We start from the raw sequence: 24,378 nt of genomic DNA, 5'->3' as shown, positions 1-24,378 counted from the left end.
GACAGGCCGACGGTTAGCGTCGACAGGCTCAAACTGAAGGGTATGACGGCGTTTTTGACAGAGAGTTCGTGGTGGGAAAATGCCATGAGACAGCGTTACCCCGACCTCGGACGCCTAATACATTGATTCCGGATGGGAAACCTAGCAGAAAGCCATTGCGCATTTTTTGTCCTGAAACAGAAGCTTAATAAACCGGCCGGGCAGGACGCCCGGCCCGAACAGCAGGATCAGTGGCTGCCGGAGTGCCCGAAACCGCCGGCACCGCGCTGGCTCTCGTCGAATTCTTCCACCAATTCGAAATGCGCCTGGACCACCGGCACCAGCACCAGTTGGGCAATGCGCTCGCCCACGGCGATGTTGAACGCCGTCTGGCCGCGGTTCCAGCACGAGACCATCAGTTCGCCCTGATAATCGGAATCGATCAGGCCCACCAGGTTGCCCAGCACGATGCCGTGCTTATGGCCCAGGCCCGAGCGCGGCAGGATCAAGGCGGCCAGGCCTGGGTCGCCGATGTACACCGACAGGCCGGTAGGGATCAGCAGGGTCTGGCCCGGCTCAAGGATCGTGTCCTGCTTGAGCATCGCCCGCAGGTCGAGGCCGGCGGAGCCCGGTGTGGCGTATTGCGGCAGCGGGAATTCGTTGCCGATGCGTGGATCGAGGATCTTGGCTTGTAGAGCGTGCATGAAAATTAAACCTGGTTCAGCCGTTCGGCGATAAAAGTGATCAGTTGGCGAGCGATCTTGCTCTTGCTGGTCTGGGCGAAAAGTGTGGCGTGCAACTGGCGGTCGATCACGCTGCAGGCGTTTTCTTCGCTGTTGAAGCCGATGCTCGGGTTGGCGACGTCGTTGGCGACGATCAAATCCAGGTTCTTGTCCTTGAGCTTGCGCGCGGCGTAATCGAGCAGGTGTTCGGTTTCGGCGGCGAAGCCGACACTGAACGGACGGTCGGGGCGGGTGGCGATGGTGGCGAGAATGTCTGGGTTGCGCACCATTTGTAGTAGCAGGCCGTCACCGCTTGTAGGGTCTTTCTTCAATTTTTGCGGGGCGACGACTTCGGGGCGGTAGTCCGCCACCGCCGCCGAGGCGATGAACAGGTCGCACGGGATGGCCGCTTCGCAGGCTGCGAGCATGTCCCGGGCGCTGACTACGTCGATGCGGGTGACCCGGTCCGGAGTCGGCAGGTGCACGGGGCCTGTGATCAGCGTCACCCGCGCACCGGCTTCCACCGCGGCTTCGGCCAGGGCGAAGCCCATTTTCCCCGAGCTGTGGTTGGTGATGTAGCGCACCGGGTCGATGTTTTCCTGGGTCGGCCCGGCAGTGATCAGCACGTGTTTGCCAGTCAACGCCTGGCGCTGGAAGCAGTCGGCGGCGCACTGGGCCAGGTCGGTGGCTTCAAGCATGCGCCCCATGCCGACATCGCCGCAGGCCTGGCTGCCGGAGGCCGGGCCGAAGACCTTCAGGTCGCGGCTTTCCAGCAATTGCAGATTGGCCTGGGTGGCCGGGTCGCGCCACATGGCCTGGTTCATGGCCGGTGCGACGGCGACCACGGCATCGGTGGCGAGCACCAGGGTGGTCAGCAGATCATCGGCAATGCCCTGGGCCAGGCGGGCGATCAAGTCGGCGGTGGCCGGGGCGACCAGCACCAGGTCGGCCCACTTGGCCAGTTCGATATGGCCCATGGCGGCTTCGGCCGCTGGGTCGAGCAAATCCAGGTGGACCGGGTGCCCGGACAGGGCCTGCATGGTCAGCGGGGTGATGAATTCAGTACCGCCGCGGGTCATGACGACCCGTACTTCCGCGCCCTGGTCGATGAGTCGGCGAACCAGCTCGGCGCTCTTGTAGGCGGCAATGCCGCCGCCGACGCCCAGAACGATGCGTTTCCGATACAGCCGCTGCATAGGCCTGCCTTTCGAGTTCAGTGGTCAGTGCAAGGCGAACCCCTTGGCAGCAGCTGCCAGGGTGCAAATCGCCTGCAAAAAAGATGGGCTACGATATCACAGCGACCGCTATGGAACAGCGGTGCCCACAATCAGGGAGATGGCATGAGTATTCGGGATTGGCCGGTGGCCGAGCGGCCACGGGAGCGGTTACTGGAGTTAGGAGCGGCAAGTCTTTCGGATGCCGAGCTGTTGGCGATTTTCCTGCGCACGGGGGTGTCCGGCAAAAGTGCGGTGGACCTGGCGCGACATCTGTTGCATCAATTCGGCGGCCTGCGGATTTTACTCGAGGCCGATCTGAGCACCTTCAGCGCGCACCTGGGGCTGGGGCCGGCGAAGTTTGCGCAGTTGCAGGCAGTACTGGAAATGGGGCGTCGGCATCTGGCCGAAAACTTGCGGCGAGATTCTGTGCTGGAGAGTCCGTTGGCAGTGCGGGACTACCTCAAGGCCATGCTGCGCCACGAGCCTCATGAAGTGTTTGGGTGCCTGTTCCTCGACTCCCGGCATCGGGTGCTGGCGTACGAGGCGTTGTTTCGCGGTTCCATCGACAGCGCCAGCGTCTATCCCCGGCAAGTGGTCAAGAGGGCGTTGGCTCACAACGCCGCTGCGCTGATCCTGTGCCACAACCACCCCTCCGGCAATACCGAGCCCAGCCAGGCCGATCGGTTGCTCACCGAGCGGCTTCAAGACGCCCTGGAGCTGATCGATGTGAGGGTGCTTGACCATTTCATCGTCGGCGATGGGGAGCCGCTGTCCATGGCGGAGTATGGGTGGATGTAGGCGATATCAGGCGATAGGAAAACCCTTGTGGGAGCGAGCAAGCTCGCTCCCACAGCCGGTTACTTGATGATGACTTTGGAGTAGTCCTGCCGCCCGAACGGGCTGACCGTATAACCTTGGACATCCTTGCGGGTCAGGGCGAACGCGGTTGGGTGCGCCAGGGGGAGCCATAGGGCTTGTTGCTGGATGTGCGCCTGGGCCTGTTCGTAGAGTTTGGTGCGCACGCCTTGTTCGCCGGTGGTCTTGCCGGCGCTGATCAGTTTGTCCAGGTCCGGGTTGCAGTAGCGGGCGAAGTTGGTGCCGGACTTGACCGCCGCGCAGGAAAACTGTGGCGTGAGGAAGTTGTCCGGATCGCCGTTATCGCCGGCCCAGCCCATGAAGAGCAAGTCATGCTCGCCGGCCTTGGCGCGGCGAATCAGTTCGCCCCATTCGATTACCCGGATTTCGGCCTGAATACCGATTTCCGCGAGGTCGGACTGCAGCAATTGCGCGCCAAGACTGGGGTTGGGGTTCAGCAGGCTGCCGGAAGGGCGGGTCCAGATGGTGGTCTGGAAGCCTTCTTTCAAGCCGGCCTTGGCCAGCAGGTCGCGGGCTTTGGCCGGGTCATGGGCGTAGCCGGGCAGGCTCTTGGCGTAACTCCAGGTGTTCGGCGGGTAGGGGCCGTTGGCTGCTTCGGCAGTGCCTTCGAAGACGGTCTTGAGGTAGCTGGCTTTGTCGAAGGCGAGGTTGATGGCTTGGCGCACCTCGGGTTTGTCCAGCGGCGGATGCTGGCTGTTGATCGCTACGAACGCGGTCATGAAGGCGTCGGTCTGGGCCACACTCAATGCAGGCTCTTGCCGGGCGGCTTGGACGTCCAGCGGCTTGGGCGAAAGGGCGATCTGGCATTCGTTTCGGCGTAATTTCTGCAGGCGTACGTTGGCGTCCGGCGTGATGGCGAAGATCAAGGGATCCACCTGGGGCTTGCCGCCGAAATAATCAGCGTTGGCCTTGTAGCGAATCGACGCGTCTTTCTGGAATCGGTTGAAAACGAACGGGCCGGTGCCGATCGGCAGGCTGTTGAGTTTTTCTGGCGTGCCGGCCTTGAGCAACTGATCGGCGTATTCGGCCGAGTAGATGGAGGCAAAACCCATGCTCAGCGTCGCCAGGAACGTCGAGTCCGCGTGGTCGAGGGTGAAGCGCACGGTCAACGGGTCCAGCGCGTCGATTTTCTTGATCAGCGCCGGCAGTTGCATGGACTGGGCATGGGGGAAGCCGCTCTGTGCAACCTTGTGCCAAGGGTTCGCTGGGTCAAGCATGCGCTCGAAACTGAATTTCACATCCTCGGCGCTCAGGTCGCGGCGCGGTGTGAAGTACTCGGTACGATGGAACTTGACCTGTGGGCGTAGCTTGAACAGGTACGTCAGGCCGTCGGTCGAGACTTCCCAGTGCTCGGCCAGGCTGGGCACCACCTTGCCGCTGGCGGTGTCGAAGTCCACCAGACGGTTCATCAGCACGTCGGCGGAGGCATTGGTGGTGGTCAGCGAGTTGTACTGGACGACATCGAACCCTTCCGGGCTGGCTTCGGTGCAAACGCTCAGGGCGGCGGCCAAGGCCTGCGGGGTAATCAGCAGAGGGGCGAGCAACAATGGTAGGGCAGCGAGGCGCATGGTCGGTTTCCTGTGCAAGTCGGAGGCCCATCTGCGAGTGCAGTCTGGAAAAAGCCTACCCTAGTGGGCTCGCCGCCAAATGACTATCCCCTTTTTGCATTTTCCGGCACTCTGCGCCGGCGCGTTGATGGCTCAAAACCGCCGTGGGTGAAAAAAACCTGCGCGCAGCGACGAGTGGTAACGGGCCGCGCCAGCCTTTGCCCCAGCCGTCCGGGGCGGTTGGTCGAGGATTTCCTGTGAAGACAAATCACATCGGCTGTTGTTGCACTGTGGTCTTTCTGGTATAAAGCAGCGCTCTTTTCTAGGGGCCCGGTTCCTTCACTGTAGGTGTAGCCGGTAAGACCCTTAAAGAAACGCGGCGCCTGGCGCCAAATGACTGAGAGATTAAGCGGCCAACCCATGCCGGGTTGGGCATGTGGTTTTAGAGGGCTGAGGCATGTCGAGAGTCTGTCAAGTTACCGGTAAGGGTCCGGTGACTGGGAATAACATTTCCCACGCAAACAACAAAACCCGTCGTCGTTTCCTGCCGAACCTGCAGCATCACCGCTTCTGGGTTGAAGAAGAGAAACGTTTTGTGCGTCTGCGCGTATCTGCCAAAGGCATGCGTATCATCGACAAGCGTGGCATCAGTGTCGTGCTGGCCGAACTTCGTCGCGATGGCAAGGTTTAAGGGAGCTAATCATGCGTGAATTGATTCGTTTGATCTCGAGCGCCGGTACTGGTCACTTCTACACTACCGACAAGAACAAGCGTACTACCCCGGACAAAATCGAGATCAAGAAATATGATCCGGTTGTTCGCAAGCACGTGATCTACAAGGAAGGCAAAATCAAGTAATTGATTTTTCCCTTCTTACGAAAAAGGCCCGTATCGCGAGATACGGGCCTTTTTTGTTGTGCGTCAGTTTGTGTATCAGCGACGGTGTCGATCAGCCGCAGTTGATGCTGACAATGATTCTGTCGGCATTGGTGTGCAGGTTGATGCGTCGCGGACGCAGATCCCAGCTCGAAGGGTATTTCGGGCCGGTGGCGCGTACGGGAGCCCCGTTGGCCAGGGCGCGAACCTCTTCAAGCAGTTCGGGGGTGCATTTTTGGCCGATGGTGTATTGGGCGATGGCGAGATCGCATTGATCGGGTAAGACGGGCATATTGCCTCCTTGCAAATATATATAGGGTCAGGGCGCTCACATTGTCGAGTTGGCCGCACATCCTGTGCGTTGCCATTGCGACGATGAAACATGTAGCGCCTGTGCGCAGTCTTACCGGCTGCGGCGGTCATTGGCCAGCGATAGAGTGTCAGCGTCCTTTTCGGCGGGGTTCAACTCTTCTGTTCAAACACCACATAAATCTTGCGGCAAGGCTCCAACACTTCCCAAGTGCCCTTGAACCCCGCCGGGATCACAAAGCGGTCACCGGCCCGCAGGGTCTTGGCATTACCATCGTCGTCCCGCAGAACGGAAACGCCCTGGACGATCTCGCAGTACTCATGCTCGGTGTAATTGACCATCCACTGACCGACGGCGCCTTCCCATACGCCAGCGTTCATTTGCCCGCAGGGGCTGCTGTAATGGTTGAACACCGTTTGCTCGGGGTCGCCCTTGAACACCTTGGCTGGGTCCGGGCGATAGCGTTCGGCGGTGGTGTTGGCCTGGCTGAAGTCGACGATGTCCTGAATGCTCATGCGGTAATCCCCGGTAATGACGGCGCGAATGGCTGGAAGCGCCAAAGTCTATGTTTATTAAAACGAACATCGCAAGGCTGTTTGCCTGCGTTGTGTCAAATATATTGAAACATGACCGGCCGCTGGTTTAGGGTGGCGGGTGCCCTATGCCAAAAAAGCGCCGAAAACAGGCTGGCCGGGCAGAATTCTTGGAGCGCTGCGCACTGTGTAGCGTTCGTACTCAATAAGAGGAGGACACTCGCATGACCACCCTGACTCGTGCCGACTGGGAACAACGCGCTCGCGACCTGAAGATCGAAGGCCGCGCCTTTATCAACGGTGAATACACCGATGCGGTGTCCGGTGAAACCTTTGATTGCCTCAGCCCGGTCGATGGCCGTGTGCTGGGCAAGATCGCCAGCTGTGATGTCGCCGACGCCCAGCGTGCCGTCGAGAATGCCCGTGCCACCTTCAACTCCGGTGTCTGGTCGCGCCTGGCGCCGAGCAAGCGCAAAGCGACCATGATCCGATTTGCCGGCCTGCTCAAGCAGAACGCCGAAGAACTGGCGCTGCTCGAAACCCTGGACATGGGCAAGCCGATCAGCGACTCCTTGAACATTGATGTCCCCGGTGCAGCCCAAGCGTTGAGCTGGAGCGGTGAAGCCATCGACAAGATCTACGATGAAGTGGCCGCTACCCCCCACGATCAACTGGGCCTGGTGACCCGCGAACCGGTGGGCGTCGTGGGCGCTATCGTGCCGTGGAACTTCCCTTTGATGATGGCCTGCTGGAAACTCGGTCCGGCGCTGTCCACCGGTAACTCGGTGGTGCTCAAGCCTTCGGAAAAATCCCCGCTGACCGCCATCCGCATTGCCGCACTGGCGATTGAGGCCGGCATTCCGAAAGGCGTGCTGAACGTGCTGCCTGGCTACGGCCACACAGTTGGCAAGGCCCTGGCCCTGCACATGGACGTCGATACCCTGGTGTTCACCGGTTCCACCAAGATCGCCAAGCAACTGATGATTTACTCCGGTGAATCGAACATGAAGCGCATCTGGCTGGAAGCCGGTGGCAAGAGCCCGAACATCGTGTTCGCCGATGCCCCGGACCTGCAAGCCGCCGCCGAATCCGCCGCCAGCGCCATCGCGTTCAACCAGGGTGAAGTCTGCACCGCCGGTTCGCGGTTGTTGGTGGAGCGCTCCATCAAAGACACGTTCCTGCCGCTGGTGATCGAGGCCCTCAAAGGCTGGAAGCCCGGCAATCCGTTGGATCCAGCCACCAATGTCGGTGCCCTGGTGGACACCCAGCAAATGAACACCGTGCTGTCCTACATCGAAGCCGGTCACAGCGATGGCGCCAAACTGGTGGCCGGTGGCAAGCGGATCCTTGAGGAAACCGGCGGCACCTACGTCGAGCCGACGATTTTCGATGGCGTGAGCAACGCGATGAAGATCGCCCAGGAAGAGATTTTTGGTCCGGTGCTATCGGTCATCGCTTTCGACACCGCCGAGCAAGCCATCCAGATCGCCAATGACACGCCGTACGGCCTGGCCGCAGCGGTATGGACCAAGGACATCTCCAAGGCTCACCTGACCGCTAAGGCCCTGCGTGCGGGCAGCGTATGGGTCAACCAGTACGACGGCGGCGACATGACCGCGCCGTTCGGTGGTTTCAAACAGTCGGGCAACGGTCGCGACAAGTCGCTGCATGCCTTTGACAAGTACACCGAACTGAAGTCGACCTGGATCAAGCTGTAACGATGATAGCCCCGGCTTCTGTCCAGGGCTTCAAGCAGCGCTGATCCCCCTGTGGGAGCGAGCTTGCTCGCGATAGCGGTATAGCAGTCGACGACTTTGTTGAATGTTGCGCCGTCATCGCGAGCAAGCTCGCTCCCACATTTGTTTTTGCATAGTGCTTGAAATATCACTGTCCACAGGAGCGTGGAAATGCGTTGGGCGACTTATTTCGCCGTGTTGGCGTCTGTCCTGAGTGTAGGCTTGGCCTTGGGCGTGAGCATGCCGCTGGTGTCGCTGCGCCTCGAGGGCTGGGGCTATGGCTCGTTCGCCATCGGCGTGATGGCTGCGATGCCGGCCGTTGGGGTATTGCTCGGTGCCAAAGTGTCGAGTCGGCTGGCAGCTCGGTTCGGGACGGCGAGGTTGATGCGTTTGTGCCTGTGGGGTGGTGCCGTGTCCATCGGCCTGTTGGCGCTATTGCCCAGTTATCCGGTCTGGCTGGTGTTGCGGCTGGTGATTGGCGTGGTTCTGACCCTGGTGTTCATTCTCGGTGAAAGCTGGATCAATCAACTGGTCATTGAACAATGGCGCGGACGGCTGGTGGCGCTATATGGCAGCAGCTACGCCCTGAGCCAGTTGTCCGGTCCGTTGTTGCTCGGCGCGCTGGGCACTGATCACGATTACGGGTTCTGGGTTGGCGTCGGTCTGCTGTTGATCGCACCTTTGCTGTTGCTGGGTCGAAGCGGTGCGCCTGGCAGTGAATCCGGCAGCGTGACGTTCGGGGATTTGTGGGCGTTCTGCCGAGGCTTGCCGGCAATTGCCTGGGCAGTGTCGTTGTTCGCGGCGTTCGAGGCGATGATCCTGACCTTGCTGCCGGTTTATTGCCTGCGCCAGGGCTTCAGCGCTGACATCGCCCTGGCGATGGTCAGTACGGTGGTGGTTGGCGATGCCTTGCTGCAGTTGCCCATCGGGGCCCTGGCCGATCGCCTGTCGCGCCGATCGTTGTTTACCGGCTGCGCGATGGCGTTGACGTTATCGAGCCTGGCGGTGCCATTGTTGATCGATACTTTGCTGATCTGGCCGTTGTGGGTGCTGTTTGGTGCCAGTGCAGGTGGTTTGTTTACCTTGTCGTTGATCCTGATTGGCGAGCGGTACCGCGACGATGCGTTGGTACGGGCCAATGCCCATATTGCCCAGTTGTGGGGAATCGGTTGCCTGGTCGGTCCGCTGGCGGCGGGAGCGGGCAGCCAGTGGATCAGCGGGCATGCGCTGCCGTTGTTCATGGCGGCGGGGGCATTCGGGTTGGTGATTCTGTTGTTGCGTCAGGGGGCATTTGGGGCGCCCCAAGCTGCTTGAACACCCCAAAAAACTGTGGCGAGGGCAGACCTACAACATCCGTTCTAACCCAACGGTCGTGCTGAACCAGGCATTGAAGCGGCGCCACCAACTGCCTGGCTCGCGCTCCAGAACGTGCAGTTTGTCGTTGTCTTCGGTGGTCCACACCAGCTTTCCATGTTCCAGTCGGGCCTGATAGCTCAAGGTCGGAGCCATGCCTTGCAAGGCCAGTTCGCGCACTTGGCCGGCGAGTTCCGGGCTGTCCACCAGCACGCCGACTTCGGTGTTCCACAGCACTGAGCGCGGGTCGAAATTGAACGAGCCGATGAAGGATTTCTGTCGGTCGAAAATGATCGCCTTGCTGTGCAGGCTTGAGTCCGATTCGCCGTAGGACTTGCTGTAGAACAGATGAGGGCTGGTGCCTTTGTCGCCCGGTTGCCGGCGAAGCTCATACAGACGTACGCCATGCTCCAGCAGTGCTTTGCGATAGGGGGCATAACCGCCGTGCACCGCCGGCACGTCAGTGGCTTCCAGCGCATTGGTCAGCAAACTCACCGACACCCCGGCATCGGCACGACTGGTCAGGTACACCAAGCCAGTTTGGCCGGGAACGAAATAGGCCGAAATCATGATCAATTCATTGCTCACGCCCGTCAGTTCCGGGGCCAATTGTGTGGTCAACAGCAGCTGCGGATCCGGCTCATCCTTGGCCAGGACCTTGCTGGGCGCGTCCCACAGGGCCTTGTTCCAGGCCCAGACCAGCTGATTGCGCCAGGTGTCCAGGCGCGGCTGGGTCTTGTAGCGGGTCAACTGCTGGTAGAGCGCGTGGTTCTCTTTGTGCGTCTGTTCCATGGACTCTTGCAGGCGTAGTCGGCTGTTGGCCAGGTCTCGAGGCGTTGGGCGATGGGACAGGAATTGCTCAATAGGCTTGCTCAGGGCGCTGTTCCAGTACTGGTCGAAGCTGTGCCCCAGTTGCTCGGCCACCGGCCCGACGCTGAGCAGGTCAATGTCGGTGAAGTTCAGGTTCGGTTCGGCATCAAAGTATTCATCCCCCAGGTTGCGGCCGCCGACGATGGCCATGCTGTTATCCGCCAGCCATAGCTTGTTATGCATCCGGCGGTGTTGCTGCGACAGGTTGAGCAGGCGCCCGAGGCCGCGGGTTACGCCGGTGGCTCGCCCCAGGTGCAGCGGGTTGAACAGGCGGATCTGGATTTGCGGATGGGCCGCAAGGGTTGCGATGATCTGATCCTGGCCATCACTGGTGGTGTCGTCCAACAGGATGCGTACGCGCACACCCCGGTCGGCGGCCTTGAGCAATTCGTCAACCAGCATCCGCGTGCTGATGCCGTCGTGAACGATGTAGTACTGCAAATCCAGGCTGCTTTGTGCATTACGAATCAACTCGGCCCGGGCGGTAAAGGCATCGGTGCTGTCCGAGAGCAGGCGAAAACCTGACTGTCCCTCATGGGGGGCGGCCTGAGCCTGGACCGAGCGACCGAATGAGGATTCGGTGGCCGGCAACACTTGGGAGGGCTCGCGGATGACATCGAAGTTGGCGCAGCCGCCCAGCAGCGAGGCGACTACCAAAAGCGCATGCAGGATCGGTCTGGATCTCACGTAGGATCGTTCCGCTTGTTTGCGTTGATCGGCAGGTGGGTGCTGCTTGCTTGCATACAGTTCAGACGCTGTCTCGCTGAGTTTCGTTCAACAGCGCAATGGCGGCGGTACCGACCTTGCGCACAGCCTCTTCGATCTGTGCCGTTGGCTTGGCAGCGTAGTTCATGCGCAGGCAGTTGCGGTACTTGCCTGAGGCCGAAAAGATGCTGCCGACGGCCACCTGTACGCCTTGTTCAAGAAGGATCCGATTGAGTTTCAATGTGTCGAAGCCTTCAGGCAATTCGACCCATAGCATGAAACTGCCTCGCGGGCGGCTGGCACGGGTTCCTGATGGGAAATAGCGGCTGACCCAGTCGATCATTACGTCGCGATTGCGCTGGTATTGGGTGCGCATTCGCCGTAAATGCGGTTCGAAATGCCCGCCTTTGAGGAATTCGGCAATGGCGATCTGCGGTTGTGGCGCGGTAGAGCCGGTGCTGATGTATTTCATGTGCAGCACCCGCTCCAGGTACCGGCCCGGTGCGACCCAGCCAATGCGCAGGCCCGGAGCCAGGGTCTTGGAAAAAGAACTGCAAAGCAGGACGCGGCCGTCTTCGTCGAAGGATTTTATCGTGCGTGGTCGTGGGTAGGTGTAGGCCAGTTCCCCATACACATCGTCTTCGATGATCGCCACGTCGAAGCGCTGTGCCAGGGTCAGCAGGGCGCGCTTATTGGCGTCGGGCATGATGTAGCCCAGTGGATTGTTGCAGCTGGGCGTCAACTGTATGGCTTTGATGGGCCATTGTTCCAACGCCAGTTCCAGCGCTTCCAGGCTGATGCCGGTCAGCGGGTCGGTAGGGATTTCCAGGGCCTTCATGCCCAGGCCCTTGAGGGTTTGCATGGCGCCGTGAAAGCTGGGGGAGTCCACCGCGACGATATCGCCTGGCTCACAGGTGGCGCGGATGCTGACCGATAGCGCCTCGTGGCAGCCTGTGGTGACGATCAGGTCGCAGGGGCCCAGTTGGCAGCCCGAGTCCAGTGACAGACGGGCGATCTGCTCGCGCAATGCGAGGTTGCCGTAGATGTTGTCGTAATACAGGCCGGGCATGTCTTGCCGGCGACTGATCTGCGCCAAGCTGCGCAACAGCGGTTTCATGGTCGGTGAGTGAATATCCGGCATGCCGCGCCCCAGTTGCACTACATCCTTGCGTGGCACCGCGCGAATCAACTCAAGCACTTGATCCCATTGGGAGATATCCACCGGCCGCTGGGCTGGTCGCCCCACTGCGGGCAGGTCAGGCAGCTCGCGGCTGGCCGGTACGAAATAGCCGGATTTGGGTTTCGGCATCGCCAACCCGCTGTCCTCCAGCACCCGATAAGCCTGCTGCACCGTACTCAGGCTCACGCCGTGTTCCGTGCTCAACGCACGCACCGACGGCAGCCGGTCACCGGGGCGATAGAAACCCTGTTCGATGCGGGTGCCGAGCAATTCGGCGAGGTTCACGTACAGGGTCATGGTGTGCTCCCAATGAGGTGGATATCGGCAACCAATACAGTTGGTTCAGAAAAAGAGGATTCAGTAACAAAAATGCTCAATCTGTATGTTCATAAAACATACGGTTTGAATCTGTATTGCTTCTGGCCGTCCGCGCATCATGAAACCTCTGGCTACCCAAGTAAACAGGAGCGATAAAAATGAACGGCTTGAGCGATGTGCGGCTGACGTTACACAGCCAGGAACTGGCGGCGGGGCAGGAAAAGGAGCTGCGCGCGCGCAATGCGCCTGCCTGCCTGGGGCGCTGGGGCCTGTTCTGGCATCGTCTGCATACACGTCAAGCCTTGTTGGAGCTGACACCCGAACAGTTGCGTGATATCGGGCTGACCCGGGAGCAGGCGCTGGAGGAAGGGTTGAGACCGTTCTGGCGGCTTTGAAGGACTGAGGCGTTGAACGCGAAGCCTGTGGCGAGGGAGCTTGCTCCCGTTCGGTCGCAAAAAAGAAGGGCTGCTATGCAGCCCCGCGGTAGCAAGCTCCCTCGCCACGGTTAGGGGTCAAACCAACTCTTTCAACCTATGCCACAACATCCCCAGCGCCAGCAGTGGCGAACGCAGATGCTTCCCTCCCGGGAAGGTCATGTGCGGCACTTGGGCGAACAGATCGAACCCGCCGCTTTGCTGGCCGCTGATGGCTTCGGCCAACAGCTTGCCAGCCAAGTGCGTGGCATTCACCCCGTGACCGGAATAGGCCTGGGCGTAATACACGTTGGGTTGGTCCTTGAGCTTGCCGATCTGCGGCAAACGGTTGGCTCCGATACCGATCATCCCGCCCCATTGATAATCGATTTTCACATCCGCCAATTGCGGGAAAACCTTGAGCATTTTCGGACGCATGTAGGCGCCAATGTCCTGCGGGTCGCGGCCTGAATAATGACAAGCGCCGCCGAACAGCAAACGTCGATCCGCTGAAAGCCGGTAGTAATCCAGTGCTACCCGTTGATCGCAGACCGCCATGTTCTGGGGCAATACCGCCTGGGCCTGGGCTTGGCTCAAGGGTTCGGTGGCAATGATGTAGCTGCCGGCGGGCAACACTTTGCCGCTGAGCTCCGGGTTGAGACCATTGAGGTAGGCGTTGCAGCCTAGCACCAGGGTCTTGGCGCGAACCGAGCCTCGCTGAGTGTGTACTTTCACTTCAAGGCCGTAATCGATGCGCGTGACCGCCGATTGCTCGAACAGCCTGACTCCCAGCTGCTGCGCGACGGCGGCTTCGCCCAAGGCTAGGTTCAGTGGGTGCAAATGGCCCGAACCCATGTCGATCAGGCCGCCCACGTAGCGGTCCGAACCTACCACGCTATGCATTTCATCGGCTTGCAGTAACCGGGTCTGATGGCGATAACCCAAGCCGCGCAATTCTTCGGCGTCCTCGGCGAAGCCTTCCAGGTCGCCGGGCTTGTTGGCCAGGTCGCAGTAACCCCAGGTGAGGTCGCAGGAGATCTGAAAGCGCTCGACGCGTTGTCGGACGATTTCCACCGCTTCGAGGCCCATGAGTTTCATCTGGCGTACGCCGTCGGCACCGATGACCGGGGCGAACTGCTCGAGGCCATGGCCAACGCCGCGAATCAACTGGCCGCCGTTGCGCCCGCTGGCGCCCCAGCCGATCTTGTGGGCTTCCAGCAACACGACGCTCATGCCACGCTCGGCCAGCTCGATCGCCGTGTTCAGCCCGGAAAACCCGCCGCCGATCACGCAGACATCCGCCACCGCTTCGCCTTGCAGCACCGGATGGTCCGGTTGCGGCAAGCTGCTGGCGGCGTAATAGGAGGCGGCGTGCGCGTGGCTCGGGACAGGTTGCTGAACACGGGCGTTCATGTGCGTAATCCTGATTTTTGTGTTTGAGAAATTTTACGGAGCATAAGCCGTGGATTCATTCGTGGGCAACACCGGTCGGCTGGCGCTGTCTGGAGTAAGGCTTTTAAGGCAGAATCGAGCACTGTCCCACCTCGGTAACCACCTCGATGAGCTGCAACAGTCAAAAAATCCGTACGCTGCGCCAACAGATTCCCTCGTTCGAGTGCGTACCGGGTTGCCATGACTGCTGTGGTCCGGTGACCACTTCGCCCGAAGAAATGGCCCGCTTGCCGCGTAAGAGCCGCGCTGAACAGGACGCGGCCATGGACGCACTCGATTGCGTGCACTTGGGGCCGAACGGTTGCACGGTCTACGACGAACGGCCGCTGATCTGCCGGCTGTTCGGCACCACGGCGACCCTGCCATGCCCCAATGGGCGGCGGCCGGTGGAGTTGATCCATCCACGGGTCGAAAAGCAGATTCATGAGTACATGGCCAGCACCCGGCAGGTACTGGTCTAGCAAGCAGAGAGACCAGTCGCGGCCTTTGCGAGCATGTCCTGGAGCCAGGTTCAGTCTGGAATCGGCAGGTTCAAACTCTCCTTTACCTCTTCCATCACGATGTAGCTCTTGGACTCGCGCACGTGGGGCAGTTTGAGCAGAATGTCCCCCAAGAGCTTGCGGTACGAAGCCATCTCGGAAATTCGCGCTTTCACCAGATAGTCAAAATCCCCTGACACCAGATGGCATTCCAGCACGTGTGGCAACTTCAGCACCGCGCGCCGGAACTCTTCAAAGGTGTCGCCGGACTTGTAATCGAGGCTGATTTCGACAAACACCAGCAGGCTGCCCTTCAAGTGTTGCGGGTTGAGTCGGGCGTTGTAGCCCATGATGATCCCCTCGCGCTCCAGGCGCCGAACCCGCTCGGTGCAGGGCGTCGTGGAGAGGCCGACCTTTTCCCCCAGCTCCGTGAAGGAAATCCGTCCATCCGCCTGGAGGATGCGCAGGATATTGCGGTCGATCTTGTCCAGCTCGCGTTTGGTCTGGGTGTTGGTGCGCACAGGTGATGCTCCTCCATGAAAAGGGTTTTTGCCGAGAATTCTCGCCAAATATAGGCATTTATATAGTGAAAAGCACTGGCTAATCTTTTTTACACTGCGCGCATCGAAGCTTTGTATAACAAACGTCAGCGGTTATCCGCGATGAGGGCATCAACATGCGCGTTCTGGTCTTGGGTAGCGGCGTCATCGGTACCGTCAGTGCTTACTATCTAGCCCGGGCCGGGTTTGAGGTGGTAGTGGTCGACCGTCAGCCGGCGCCAGCCATGGAAACCAGTTTCGCCAACGCCGGCCAGGTTTCGCCAGGGTATGCCTCGCCGTGGGCCGCCCCAGGTGTGCCGCTCAAGGCCATCAAGTGGTTGTTGCAACGCCATGCACCGCTGGCCATCAAGGCCACCGCTGACATCGACCAGTACCTGTGGATGGCGCAGATGCTGCGCAATTGCACCGCTAGCCGCTATGCCATCAACAAAGAGCGCATGGTGCGCCTGTCCGAATACAGCCGTGACTGCCTCGATGAGCTGCGCGCCGAGACCGGCATCGCCTACGAAGGTCGCAGCCTGGGGACTACCCAGTTGTTCCGCACCCAGGCGCAGCTCGATGGCGCGGCGAAAGACATCGCGGTATTGAAAGAGTCCGGCGTGCCGTTCGAATTGCTCGATCGCGAGGGCATCGCCCGGGTCGAACCGGCCCTGGCCAATGTCACCGACATTCTGACCGGCGCCTTGCGTCTGCCCAACGACCAGACCGGCGACTGCCAGATGTTTACCACGCGCCTGGCGGAAATGGCCGAGAAGCTCGGCGTGCAATTCCGCTTTGGCCAGGATATCCAGCGCCTGGACTACGCCGGCGACCGGATCAACGGTGTCTGGATCGACGGCAAGCTGGAAACTGCCGACCGCTATGTCCTGGCCTTGGGCAGCTACTCGCCGCAATTGCTCAAGCCGCTGGGTATCCGCGCGCCGGTGTATCCGCTCAAGGGTTATTCCCTGACCGTGCCGATCACCGACCCGGCGATGGCGCCTACTTCGACTATTCTCGACGAAACCTACAAGGTGGCGATCACCCGGTTCGACAACCGCATTCGCGTAGGCGGTATGGCGGAAATCGCCGGTTTTGACCTGTCCCTGAACCCACGTCGGCGTGAAACCCTGGAGATGATCGTCAACGACCTTTATCCTCATGGCGGCGACCTGGCCCAAGCCAGTTTCTGGACCGGCTTGCGCCCGACCACCCCGGACGGTACGCCGATCGTGGGTGCCACTCCGTTCAAGAACCTGTTCCTGAACACCGGTCACGGTACGCTCGGCTGGACCATGGCTTGTGGTTCCGGTCGCCTGTTGGCAGACCTGATGGCGAAGAAAAAGCCGCAGATCAGCGCCGAAGGCCTCGATATTTCCCGTTATGGCAGCAAACACCAGGAGTCCACGAAACATGTCAATCCAGCGCCAGCTCACCAATGACCGCATGAGCCAGGTTGTCGTGCACAACGGCACCGTTTACCTGGCGGGGCAGGTCGGCGACGACATGAGCGCCGGTATCGAGCAGCAGACCCGTGAAACCCTGGCCAACATCGAGCGCTTGCTGGACTTGGCCGGGACCGACAAGAACCGTCTGCTGTCGGTGACGATCTATCTGAAAGACATTGAGGCGCACTTCGAAGGCATGAATGCGATCTGGGACAAATGGCTGCCTAAAGGCGTCGCCCCGGCCCGTGCCACTGTGGAAGCCAAGCTGTGCGAACCGGAGATTCTGGTAGAGCTGTCGGTTGTGGCCGCGCTGCCTTAATCCCTGTCAAAACGATCCCTCTTCCGGCGCTGTTGGTGGTTCATGCCGTCAGCCAGCGCCGGTTTTTTATTCATGACCGCCTAGAAGCCCGCCGCCATGCGTCCTGCCCGTGCCCTGATCGACCTTCAAGCCCTGCGTCACAACTACCAATTGGCTCGCGAAGTCACGGGGGCCAAGGCCCTTGCGGTGATCAAGGCCGACGCCTACGGGCACGGCGCGGTGCGTTGCGCCGAGGCGCTGCAGGACACGGCCGATGGGTTCGCCGTGGCGTGCATTGAAGAGGCCCTGGAGCTGCGGGCCGCGGGGATTCGTGGCCCAGTCCTGTTGCTGGAAGGGTTCTTCGAGGCTGATGAACTGCCGTTGATCGTCGAGCACGACCTGTGGTGTGTGGTGCATTCGTTGTGGCAGCTTGAAGCGATTGAAAATGCGACGTTGAGCATGCCGATCACCGTCTGGCTCAAGCTTGATTCGGGGATGCACCGGGTCGGACTGCATCCGGCGGACTACCAAGCCGCCTATCGTCGCCTGCTCGCCAGCGGCAAAGTGGCGAAAATTGTATTGATGAGCCACTTCGCCCGCGCTGATGAACTGCACGATCCCAGCAGCAGCCAACAACTGGCTGTATTCGAGGCGGCCCGTCAGGGTTTGGCGGCCGAGATCAGCCTGCGCAACTCGCCGGCGGTGTTGGGTTGGCCGCAGATGCCGAGTGACTGGGTGCGGCCGGGCATCATGCTTTATGGTGCGACGCCTTTCGATGAACCCAATGCCGTCGCCTCGCGCCTGCAGCCGGTCATGACCCTGGAATCGAAGATCATCTGCGTGCGTGAATTGCCCGCGGGCGAGCCGGTGGGCTACGGCGCCCGTTTTGTGACCGCACAACCGACGCGGGTTGGGGTAGTCGCGATGGGTTATGCCGACGGTTACCCGCGCCAGGCACCCAATGGCACACCGGTGCTGGTGGCCGGGCAGCGCAGCCAACTGGTCGGGCGGGTGTCGATGGACATGTTGTGCGTCGATTTGACCGATATTCCCCAGGCCGGGCTCGGTTCGACTGTGGAGTTGTGGGGCAAGAACATCCTCGCCAGCGACGTCGCGAAAGCCGCCGACACGATTCCTTACCAGATTTTCTGCAACCTGCGACGGGTGCCACGGCTCTATTCCGGGCGCTGACGCAACGCGTAACCTACCGAAAGTCGCTTCACCGCACAGGATTCGGGTCAAAGTGTTGTAAATACTGAACGCTGTCGCCATGATAACGCTCACTTTCCACACAACCTGATCCCTGGAGGCTCCAGCATTGGACGTCGGTGAACGACTGCAATCCATTCGTAAACTCAAAGGCCTTTCCCAGCGTGAACTCGCCAAGCGCGCGGGCGTCACCAACAGCACTATTTCGATGATCGAGAAGAATAGCGTGAGCCCCTCGATCAGCTCGCTGCGTAAGGTTCTTGGCGGGATTCCCATGTCCATGGTCGAGTTTTTCTCCGAAGAAATCCTCCAGGAGAAACCGACCCAGATCGTCTACAAAGCCAACGAACTGATCGACATCTCCGACGGCGCCGTGACCATGAAGCTGGTGGGCAGGGCGCACCCGAGCCGAGCGATTGCCTTCCTGAACGAAATCTATCCGCCTGGGGCCGATACCGGTGAAGAGATGCTCACCCATGAGGGTGAGGAAACCGGGATTCTGGTGGAAGGGCGACTGGAACTGGTGGTCGGTGTCGAAACTTTCGTGCTTGAAGCCGGCGACAGCTACTATTTTGAAAGCACCAAGCCACACCGTTTCCGCAATCCGTTCGATGTGCCGGCGCGACTGATCAGCGCAGCTACACCGGCCAATTTCTAGGGAAAGAGGCGCCGGGCCTGGATGGCAAAGGCGCCCGAAGGAGGAGCTGTCACTTCAAACAAGACCCTTGCGACTTTGGGGTTGTTCCGTAGTGGCAGGCTTACCGCTATACTTGCGCCCGCCTGCAAACCGTGGCCGCAGGCGTGACTAGCCACCATTGAGGGTGTACGCGTGAACCTAATTATGAAAATGCTGGCTGCACCAGCAACCGTATTGGCCCTATGGGCAGTCAGTGCCCAAGCGGCGACCAACGACGAAATCGCCAAGCGCCTCGAACCCGTTGGTCAGGTCTGCGTCCAGGGGAAAGAGTGCAAAGGCATGGAAGTTGCCACTGCCGCTGGCGGCGCTGGCGGTGCCAAGAAGCCCGCTGATGTGATTGCAAAACATTGCAACGCTTGCCACGGCACGGGCCTGTTGGGTGCGCCGAAAATTGGTGACAAGGCTGCCTGGAAAGAACGCGCCGATCACCAGGGCGGTCTCGACGGCATCCTGGCCAAGGCCATTACCGGCATTAACTCCATGCCGCCAAAAGGCACCTGCGCCGATTGCTCGGATGACGACCTCAAGGGTGCCATCAAAGAGATGTCTGGCCTGTAATACGCCGACATCCTTCACAAAAAAGCCGCTTACGAGCGGCTTTTTTGTGCGTGGGTTTTTTCCAGGGCTGGTCATCGCAACCAAGACGCGGCAAGCTCGGTCCAACCCACATTCATGGAATGTCCAGGAGGGTCGGATGGTGCAGTTGTGTTCAATCGAACAGGCGGTGGATGACGTACTCGAGCGTCTACCTGAGCATATTCACCTTGGCATGCCCCTGGGGCTGGGCAAACCCAACCTGTTTGCCAACGCGCTGTACCGACGTATCGCCCAATCGCCCGAGCGACAACTGACCATCTACACGGCCCTGAGCCTGGGGCGACCGAACCTGGGTGACGGTTTGCAGAAACGCTTCCTTGAACCCTTTATCGAACGGGTCTTCGGTGATTACCCCGAACTGGATTACCTGGCCGACCTGCACCACGACAGCCTGCCGGCCAACATACGGGTCGAGCAGTTCTTCATGCAGCCCGGCAGCCTGTTGCACAGCGCGTCGGCCCAGCAGAACTACGTTAGCAGCAACTACAGCCACGCAGCCCGGGATATCAATGCGGCCGGCTTGAACCTGATAGGGCAGTTGGTGGCGAGCGATCCACAGCACCCGGATCGCTTGAGCCTGAGCTGCAACCCGGACGTCACCCTTGACCTGTTGCCGATGATCGCCAAGCGGCGCGCGGCCGGGGAGACCATCCTCCTGGTCGGCCAGGTGCACAGCGATCTGCCCTACATGCCGGGCGACGCGGAAGTCGGCATCGACGCTTTCGACCTGTTGATCGACGAGAAGGACAATCACACATTGTTCTCCACGCCGAACATGCCGGTGGGCTTCCAGGATCATCTGATCGGCCTGCACGCCAGTACCCTGGTGCGTGACGGTGGGACGCTACAGATCGGCATCGGCTCCATGGGCGATGCGTTGACGGCGGCGCTGCTGGCGCGCCAGGCCGACAACGCCGGGTACCAGGCCTTGTTGACGGACCTGAACCTGAGCCAATGGGCGCAATTGATCGAGCGCGAGGGTGGGCTCGAGCCGTTTGCCAAGGGGTTGTATGGCTGTAGCGAGATGTTCGTCAACGGCTTGCTGGTGCTGGCAGACGCCGGGATCATCCGACGCAAGGTCTATCCCGACGTCCCGACCCAGGAGCAGGCCAACGCCGGCACCCTCGACGAGGCGGCACAACCCGACGGCGTCTGCGTACATGGCGGGTTCTTTCTCGGGCCGCGCAGTTTTTACGAACGTCTGCGGGAGTTGCCACCGGCCCGCCGCCTCGAATTCAACATGACCCGCATCAGTTACATCAACGAGCTGTACGGCCAGGAACCACTCAAGCGCCTGCAGCGACGCGACGCACGCTTTATCAACACGGTCTTCACCATGACCCTGCTGGGTGCCGGGGTGGCTGACCAGTTGGAAGACGGCCGGGTCCTCAGTGGTGTGGGTGGGCAATACAACTTCGTTGCCCAGGGCCATGCGCTGGAGGGCGGGCGTTCGATCCTGCTCCTGCGTAGCTGGCGTGAGGCGGGAGGCGAGATCAGTTCGAACATCGTCTGGGAGTACGGCCATTGCACGATTCCCCGGCATCTGCGGGACATCGTGGTGACCGAGTACGGTATCGCCGACCTGCGGGGCAAGACCGATGCCGCAGTGATCGAGGCGCTACTGAACATCAGCGATTCACGTTTCCAGCCCGGGCTGATCGAGCAGGCGCAGAAAGCCGGCAAGTTGCCCAAGGACTTCTTGCTCGACCCACGGTTCGCGGACAACACCTCGGAACGTTTGCAGGCTATCCAGGCGCGGCATCCGAATCTGTTCCCGGAGTACCCGCTGGGTTGTGATTTCGACGCAATAGAGCGGGACCTGTTGCGAGCGCTGAACTGGCTCAAGAGCAAGTTCAAGCTCACCGAGATCCTGGAGTTGGGCAAAGCCGCCCTCGACGCCCCGGAGCCATGGGAATTTGCCGGTCATCTGGAGCGGATGCAACTGACCAACCCTGAAGGACTGAAGGAGGAGTTGTTTCAGCGGTTGTTGCTTGCTGGGCTCAAGACCACTGCGCAACAACAACCAACCTAAACCCCTGTGGAAGCGAGCTTGCTCGCGATATCGGACTATCAGCCAATGTTGATGCTGGATGTACCGGCCTCATCGCGAGCAAGCTCGCTCCCACAGGATTGGAGGTGGTGATCAGTCGATGAAGGTCACGACCCCACCTGCCAGCGACTTCACCCGGGCCAGCGATTCAACGCGATAGCCTTGGGCATCCAGTTCTGCGCGGCCGCCCTGGAACGACTTCTCGATCACGATACCCAAACCCGCGACGGTGGCGCCGGCCTGCTTGATGATGGAGATCAATGCCTGGGACGCTTTGCCGTTGGCCAAAAAGTCATCGATGATCAGCACACGGTCGCTGCTGGTCAGGTGACGGGGGCTGATGGCCACGGTGCTTTCGGTCTTCTTGGTGAACGAATACACGGTCGCCGACAGCAGGTTTTCCGTCAGGGTCAGAGACTGTTGCTTGCGGGCGAAAATCACCGGGACGCCAAGGTTCAGGCCGGTCATGATCGCCGGGGCAATGCCCGAGGCTTCGATGGTGACGATCTTGGTGATGCCCGAGTCCTTGAACAGCGCGGCAAACTCATCACCGATCAGCTTCATCAACTGCGGGTCGATCTGATGGTTCAGGAACGCGTCGACTTTCAGGACCTGATCGGAAAGCACGATGCCTTGCTCGCGAATTTTCTGGTGCAGGGCTTCCATGAAGCCTCCTCTGGTGACGCCTTCTGCGTCTGGATTGGGTAAAAAGCGTGGTGGAAAAAGTAGTCGATTCTAACGCTTCAACATCGCTCGTATATCGGCCAGGGCGCTGTTGCCGCGAACGACTTTGACTTCCGTCGGAGTGTCGTCATTACCTTCCCAGGCCAGGTCGTCCGGCGGCAGCTCATCGAGAAAACGGCTCGGGGCGCAGTCGATCACTTCGCCGTATTGCTTGCGCTTGGCGGCGAAGGTGAAAGCCAGAGTCTGACGAGCCCGGGTAATGCCGACGTAGGCCAGGCGCCGCTCTTCCTCGATGGTGTCGGCCTCGATGCTGGAACGGTGCGGCAGGATTTCCTCTTCCATGCCCATGATGAACACGTAAGGGAATTCCAGGCCCTTGGAGGCGTGAAGCGTCATCATTTGCACGCCTTCGGCGCCGTCTTCCTCCTCCTGCTGGCGTTCAAGCATGTCTCGTAACACCAGTTTGCCGATGGCGTCCTCGACGGTCATGTCGCCGTCTTCATCCTTTTCCAGGGTGTTTTTCAGCGCCTCGATCAGGAACCAGACGTTGCCCATGCGGTAATCGGCGGCCTTGTCGCTGGAGCTGTTGGTGCGCAGCCAGTTCTCGTAGTCGATGTCCATGACCATGCTGCGTAGCGCCGAGATCGGATCTTCGCCGGCGCACTGTTCACGGACCTTGTCCATGAAGCGCTTGAAGCGTGCCAGGCGGTCGGTGAAACGGCTGTCCAGGTGTTCGCCCAGGCCGATTTCGTCGGTAGCGGCGTACATCGAGATCTTGCGCTCGGTGGCGTAGTTACCGAGTTTTTCCAGGGTGGTCGAACCGATTTCCCGCCGCGGGACGTTGATCACTCGCAGGAAGGCGTTGTCATCGTCCGGATTCACGATCAGGCGGAAATAGGCCATCAGGTCCTTGACTTCCTGACGCCCGAAAAAGCTGTTGCCCCCGACAGGCGATAGGGGATCTGGTGATGCTGCAATTTCAGCTCGATCAGCTTGGCCTGGTAGTTGCCTCGGTACAGGATCGCAAAGTCACTGTACGGTCGATCGGTGCGCAGGTGCAGGCTGAGGATTTCCATGGCCACGCGCTCGGCTTCGGCGTCTTCGTTGCGGCAACGGATCACCCGGATCTCGTCGCCATGGCCCATCTCGCTCCACAGTTGTTTTTCGAACTCGTGGGGGTTGTTGGAAATCAGCACGTTGGCGCAGCGCAGGATGCGGCTGGTGGAGCGATAGTTCTGCTCCAGCATCACCACTTTGAGCGACGGATAGTCTTCCTTGAGCAGCATCAGGTTTTCCGGCCGCGCACCGCGCCAGGCGTAGATCGATTGGTCGTCGTCGCCCACTACGGTGAACTGGTTGCGTTTGCCGATCAGCAGTTTCACCAGCAGGTACTGGCTGGCGTTGGTGTCCTGGTATTCGTCCACCAGCAGGTAGCGGACCTTGTTCTGCCATTTTTCGAGAATGTCGGCGTGGTCCTGGAACAGCTTGACCGGCAGCAGGATCAGGTCGTCGAAGTCCACCGCGTTGAACGCCTTGAGGGTGCGCTGGTAGTGGGTATAGACGATGGCGGCAGTCTGTTCCTTGGGGTTGCGGGCGTTTTCCAGGGCTTCGGGCGGCAGGATCAAATCGTTTTTCCAGGCGCCGATCATGTTCTTGATCTCGTCCACGCCGTCGTCGCCCGAGTACTCCTTCTGCATGATGTCGGTCATCAAGGCCTTGACGTCGGTCTCGTCGAAAATCGAGAAGCCCGGCTTGTAACCCAGCCGCGCATGTTCCTTGCGGATGATATTCAGGCCCAGGTTGTGGAAGGTGCAGACCGTCAGGCCGCGACCTTCACCGGCGCGCAGCAGGCCGCCGACCCGCTCTTTCATTTCCCGGGCGGCCTTGTTGGTAAAGGTCATGGCGACGATGTACTGGGCACGGATGCCGCAATTCTGGATCAGGTGCGCGATCTTGCGAGTGATCACGCTGGTCTTGCCGGAGCCTGCGCCGGCGAGCACCAAAAGAGGGCCGCCGACATAGTTCACGGCTTCTTGCTGCCGGGGATTGAGTCGGGACATGACAGGGTCAGGGAGTCGTTTGCAAAATGGGCCGGCATTTTAACAGGCTCAGAGAATTGTGCTGCTCTGTCCGACTTGTGACGTAACACTTCATTGTCATTTGCCGCTTTTGTCACTTTCACGCAGGATGTCGGGCGAACTTGCGCCTAACCGTGTGACTTCGCGTGGGAATAAACCGCCGAAAGCAAGTGTTTGAGAACCGTTGGCATTGGTCATTGCCAATCGGCAGG

The 24,378-nt window shown here is 60.3% G+C and carries 23 protein-coding genes and 1 pseudogene; 13 read left to right on the top strand and 11 right to left on the bottom strand.

The features are described 5' to 3' along the window. Window positions 1–227: 227 nt before the first annotated feature. Together dut and coaBC are read right to left on the bottom strand one after the other, a co-directional pair. Entirely contained in the window at window positions 228–683 is a 456-nt protein-coding gene (dut, locus tag J9870_RS28500; RefSeq protein ID WP_003206867.1) for a dUTP diphosphatase, read from the bottom strand. A gap of 5 nt (window positions 684–688) precedes the next feature. After that, window positions 689–1,897, bottom strand: coding sequence for a bifunctional phosphopantothenoylcysteine decarboxylase/phosphopantothenate--cysteine ligase CoaBC (gene coaBC, locus J9870_RS28495; RefSeq protein WP_210642019.1), 1,209 nt, complete (start codon window positions 1,895–1,897; stop codon window positions 689–691). Between the two features lie 144 nt (window positions 1,898–2,041). Here coaBC and radC point away from each other — a divergent pair, with 144 nt between their 5' ends. Further along, window positions 2,042–2,716 carry a DNA repair protein RadC gene (radC, locus tag J9870_RS28490; protein ID WP_210642018.1) on the top strand — a complete coding sequence of 225 codons (675 nt, stop codon included), beginning with the start codon at window positions 2,042–2,044 and terminating at the stop codon, window positions 2,714–2,716. 59 nt (window positions 2,717–2,775) lie between these two features. Here radC and J9870_RS28485 read toward each other — a convergent pair whose 3' ends face one another. Next, the gene (locus J9870_RS28485; RefSeq protein WP_210642017.1) at window positions 2,776–4,362 is read right to left on the bottom strand and encodes an ABC transporter substrate-binding protein; all 1,587 of its coding nucleotides are present in this window, start codon (window positions 4,360–4,362) and stop codon (window positions 2,776–2,778) included. Window positions 4,363–4,798: 436 nt separating this feature from the next. Here J9870_RS28485 and rpmB point away from each other — a divergent pair, with 436 nt between their 5' ends. Together rpmB and rpmG are read left to right on the top strand one after the other, a co-directional pair. After that, window positions 4,799–5,032 (top strand): 50S ribosomal protein L28, encoded by a 234-nt coding sequence (gene rpmB / locus J9870_RS28480; RefSeq protein WP_003177273.1) that lies wholly within the window; start codon window positions 4,799–4,801, stop codon window positions 5,030–5,032. Between the two features lie 11 nt (window positions 5,033–5,043). Beyond that, entirely contained in the window at window positions 5,044–5,199 is a 156-nt protein-coding gene (rpmG, locus tag J9870_RS28475) for a 50S ribosomal protein L33 (RefSeq protein WP_003177274.1), read from the top strand. Between the two features lie 91 nt (window positions 5,200–5,290). Here the strand turns inward: rpmG and J9870_RS28470 are convergent, their stop codons facing one another. Both J9870_RS28470 and J9870_RS28465 read right to left on the bottom strand, forming a co-directional pair. Next, on the bottom strand, window positions 5,291–5,509 hold the full coding sequence (locus J9870_RS28470) for a peptidase inhibitor (protein WP_108230896.1): 219 nt from the start codon (window positions 5,507–5,509) through the stop codon (window positions 5,291–5,293). A gap of 170 nt (window positions 5,510–5,679) precedes the next feature. After that, on the bottom strand, window positions 5,680–6,042 hold the full coding sequence (locus tag J9870_RS28465) for a cupin domain-containing protein (protein ID WP_135847769.1): 363 nt from the start codon (window positions 6,040–6,042) through the stop codon (window positions 5,680–5,682). 242 nt (window positions 6,043–6,284) lie between these two features. Between J9870_RS28465 and J9870_RS28460 the strand changes: the two genes are divergently transcribed. Beyond that, window positions 6,285–7,778 (top strand): aldehyde dehydrogenase, encoded by a 1,494-nt coding sequence (locus J9870_RS28460; RefSeq protein WP_210642016.1) that lies wholly within the window; start codon window positions 6,285–6,287, stop codon window positions 7,776–7,778. A 189-nt stretch (window positions 7,779–7,967) separates the two neighbouring features. After that, on the top strand, window positions 7,968–9,110 hold the full coding sequence (locus J9870_RS28455; RefSeq protein ID WP_210642015.1) for an MFS transporter: 1,143 nt from the start codon (window positions 7,968–7,970) through the stop codon (window positions 9,108–9,110). A gap of 30 nt (window positions 9,111–9,140) precedes the next feature. Here J9870_RS28455 and J9870_RS28450 read toward each other — a convergent pair whose 3' ends face one another. Next, complete coding sequence (locus tag J9870_RS28450; protein ID WP_210642014.1) at window positions 9,141–10,706, bottom strand: phospholipase D family protein; 1,566 nt, start codon at window positions 10,704–10,706, stop codon at window positions 9,141–9,143. A 61-nt stretch (window positions 10,707–10,767) separates the two neighbouring features. Further along, window positions 10,768–12,201 (bottom strand): PLP-dependent aminotransferase family protein, encoded by a 1,434-nt coding sequence (locus J9870_RS28445; protein ID WP_210642013.1) that lies wholly within the window; start codon window positions 12,199–12,201, stop codon window positions 10,768–10,770. A 179-nt stretch (window positions 12,202–12,380) separates the two neighbouring features. Between J9870_RS28445 and J9870_RS28440 the strand changes: the two genes are divergently transcribed. Continuing rightward, complete coding sequence (locus tag J9870_RS28440; protein WP_210642012.1) at window positions 12,381–12,617, top strand: DUF1127 domain-containing protein; 237 nt, start codon at window positions 12,381–12,383, stop codon at window positions 12,615–12,617. Between the two features lie 117 nt (window positions 12,618–12,734). On the opposite strand, the gene J9870_RS28435 is transcribed toward J9870_RS28440, so the two are convergent. Continuing rightward, window positions 12,735–14,048, bottom strand: coding sequence for an FAD-binding oxidoreductase (locus J9870_RS28435; RefSeq protein ID WP_210642011.1), 1,314 nt, complete (start codon window positions 14,046–14,048; stop codon window positions 12,735–12,737). A gap of 146 nt (window positions 14,049–14,194) precedes the next feature. Between J9870_RS28435 and J9870_RS28430 the strand changes: the two genes are divergently transcribed. Next, on the top strand, window positions 14,195–14,548 hold the full coding sequence (locus J9870_RS28430) for a YkgJ family cysteine cluster protein (protein ID WP_210642010.1): 354 nt from the start codon (window positions 14,195–14,197) through the stop codon (window positions 14,546–14,548). A 50-nt stretch (window positions 14,549–14,598) separates the two neighbouring features. Here the strand turns inward: J9870_RS28430 and J9870_RS28425 are convergent, their stop codons facing one another. Next, window positions 14,599–15,087 (bottom strand): Lrp/AsnC ligand binding domain-containing protein, encoded by a 489-nt coding sequence (locus J9870_RS28425; RefSeq protein ID WP_003206849.1) that lies wholly within the window; start codon window positions 15,085–15,087, stop codon window positions 14,599–14,601. A 155-nt stretch (window positions 15,088–15,242) separates the two neighbouring features. Between J9870_RS28425 and dadA the strand changes: the two genes are divergently transcribed. The 6 genes from dadA to J9870_RS28395 all read left to right on the top strand — a co-directional run bounded on the left by dadA (window position 15,243) and on the right by J9870_RS28395 (window position 21,386). Then, window positions 15,243–16,547, top strand: coding sequence for a D-amino acid dehydrogenase (gene dadA, locus J9870_RS28420; RefSeq protein WP_210642009.1), 1,305 nt, complete (start codon window positions 15,243–15,245; stop codon window positions 16,545–16,547). Next, window positions 16,519–16,872 carry a RidA family protein gene (locus J9870_RS28415; protein WP_210642008.1) on the top strand — a complete coding sequence of 118 codons (354 nt, stop codon included), beginning with the start codon at window positions 16,519–16,521 and terminating at the stop codon, window positions 16,870–16,872. Before dadA ends, J9870_RS28415 begins: the two co-directional genes overlap by 29 nt. A gap of 96 nt (window positions 16,873–16,968) precedes the next feature. Next, window positions 16,969–18,042 carry an alanine racemase gene (alr, locus tag J9870_RS28410; RefSeq protein ID WP_210642007.1) on the top strand — a complete coding sequence of 358 codons (1,074 nt, stop codon included), beginning with the start codon at window positions 16,969–16,971 and terminating at the stop codon, window positions 18,040–18,042. A gap of 127 nt (window positions 18,043–18,169) precedes the next feature. After that, window positions 18,170–18,718 carry a cupin domain-containing protein gene (locus tag J9870_RS28405; RefSeq protein ID WP_003206841.1) on the top strand — a complete coding sequence of 183 codons (549 nt, stop codon included), beginning with the start codon at window positions 18,170–18,172 and terminating at the stop codon, window positions 18,716–18,718. Between the two features lie 183 nt (window positions 18,719–18,901). Further along, a complete protein-coding gene (locus J9870_RS28400) occupies window positions 18,902–19,315 on the top strand; it encodes a c-type cytochrome (protein ID WP_210645460.1) in 414 nt (137 codons plus the stop codon). A gap of 136 nt (window positions 19,316–19,451) precedes the next feature. Continuing rightward, a complete protein-coding gene (locus tag J9870_RS28395; protein WP_210642006.1) occupies window positions 19,452–21,386 on the top strand; it encodes an acetyl-CoA hydrolase/transferase family protein in 1,935 nt (644 codons plus the stop codon). 111 nt (window positions 21,387–21,497) lie between these two features. On the opposite strand, the gene J9870_RS28390 is transcribed toward J9870_RS28395, so the two are convergent. Continuing rightward, window positions 21,498–22,070: a xanthine phosphoribosyltransferase gene (locus J9870_RS28390; protein ID WP_003206836.1), complete on the bottom strand. Its 573-nt coding sequence runs from the start codon at window positions 22,068–22,070 to the stop codon at window positions 21,498–21,500. Between the two features lie 69 nt (window positions 22,071–22,139). Next, a pseudogene (rep, locus tag J9870_RS28385) lies at window positions 22,140–24,148 on the bottom strand (DNA helicase Rep). Between the last annotated feature and the right edge of the window lie 230 nt (window positions 24,149–24,378).

Origin of the sequence: Pseudomonas sp. Tri1, from assembly GCF_017968885.1 — a bacterium.
Classification (GTDB): Bacteria; Pseudomonadota; Gammaproteobacteria; order Pseudomonadales; family Pseudomonadaceae; genus Aquipseudomonas.
This window is presented reverse-complemented; position numbering and strand designations above follow the sequence as displayed.

Excerpts from the sequence above, each read along its gene's own strand:
- dut (WP_003206867.1), bottom strand. The coding sequence starts at position 683 with ATGCACGCTCTACAAGCCAAGATCCTCGATCCACGCATCGGCAACGAA.
- coaBC (WP_210642019.1), bottom strand. The coding sequence starts at position 1,897 with ATGCAGCGGCTGTATCGGAAACGCATCGTTCTGGGCGTCGGCGGCGGC.
- radC (WP_210642018.1), top strand. The coding sequence starts at position 2,042 with ATGAGTATTCGGGATTGGCCGGTGGCCGAGCGGCCACGGGAGCGGTTA.
- J9870_RS28485 (WP_210642017.1), bottom strand. The coding sequence starts at position 4,362 with ATGCGCCTCGCTGCCCTACCATTGTTGCTCGCCCCTCTGCTGATTACC.
- rpmB (WP_003177273.1), top strand. The coding sequence starts at position 4,799 with ATGTCGAGAGTCTGTCAAGTTACCGGTAAGGGTCCGGTGACTGGGAAT.
- rpmG (WP_003177274.1), top strand. The coding sequence starts at position 5,044 with ATGCGTGAATTGATTCGTTTGATCTCGAGCGCCGGTACTGGTCACTTC.
- J9870_RS28470 (WP_108230896.1), bottom strand. The coding sequence starts at position 5,509 with ATGCCCGTCTTACCCGATCAATGCGATCTCGCCATCGCCCAATACACC.
- J9870_RS28465 (WP_135847769.1), bottom strand. The coding sequence starts at position 6,042 with ATGAGCATTCAGGACATCGTCGACTTCAGCCAGGCCAACACCACCGCC.
- J9870_RS28460 (WP_210642016.1), top strand. The coding sequence starts at position 6,285 with ATGACCACCCTGACTCGTGCCGACTGGGAACAACGCGCTCGCGACCTG.
- J9870_RS28455 (WP_210642015.1), top strand. The coding sequence starts at position 7,968 with ATGCGTTGGGCGACTTATTTCGCCGTGTTGGCGTCTGTCCTGAGTGTA.
- J9870_RS28445 (WP_210642013.1), bottom strand. The coding sequence starts at position 12,201 with ATGACCCTGTACGTGAACCTCGCCGAATTGCTCGGCACCCGCATCGAA.
- J9870_RS28440 (WP_210642012.1), top strand. The coding sequence starts at position 12,381 with ATGAACGGCTTGAGCGATGTGCGGCTGACGTTACACAGCCAGGAACTG.
- J9870_RS28435 (WP_210642011.1), bottom strand. The coding sequence starts at position 14,048 with ATGAACGCCCGTGTTCAGCAACCTGTCCCGAGCCACGCGCACGCCGCC.
- J9870_RS28430 (WP_210642010.1), top strand. The coding sequence starts at position 14,195 with ATGAGCTGCAACAGTCAAAAAATCCGTACGCTGCGCCAACAGATTCCC.
- dadA (WP_210642009.1), top strand. The coding sequence starts at position 15,243 with ATGCGCGTTCTGGTCTTGGGTAGCGGCGTCATCGGTACCGTCAGTGCT.
- J9870_RS28415 (WP_210642008.1), top strand. The coding sequence starts at position 16,519 with ATGTCAATCCAGCGCCAGCTCACCAATGACCGCATGAGCCAGGTTGTC.
- alr (WP_210642007.1), top strand. The coding sequence starts at position 16,969 with ATGCGTCCTGCCCGTGCCCTGATCGACCTTCAAGCCCTGCGTCACAAC.
- J9870_RS28400 (WP_210645460.1), top strand. The coding sequence starts at position 18,902 with ATGAAAATGCTGGCTGCACCAGCAACCGTATTGGCCCTATGGGCAGTC.
- J9870_RS28395 (WP_210642006.1), top strand. The coding sequence starts at position 19,452 with ATGGTGCAGTTGTGTTCAATCGAACAGGCGGTGGATGACGTACTCGAG.
- J9870_RS28390 (WP_003206836.1), bottom strand. The coding sequence starts at position 22,070 with ATGGAAGCCCTGCACCAGAAAATTCGCGAGCAAGGCATCGTGCTTTCC.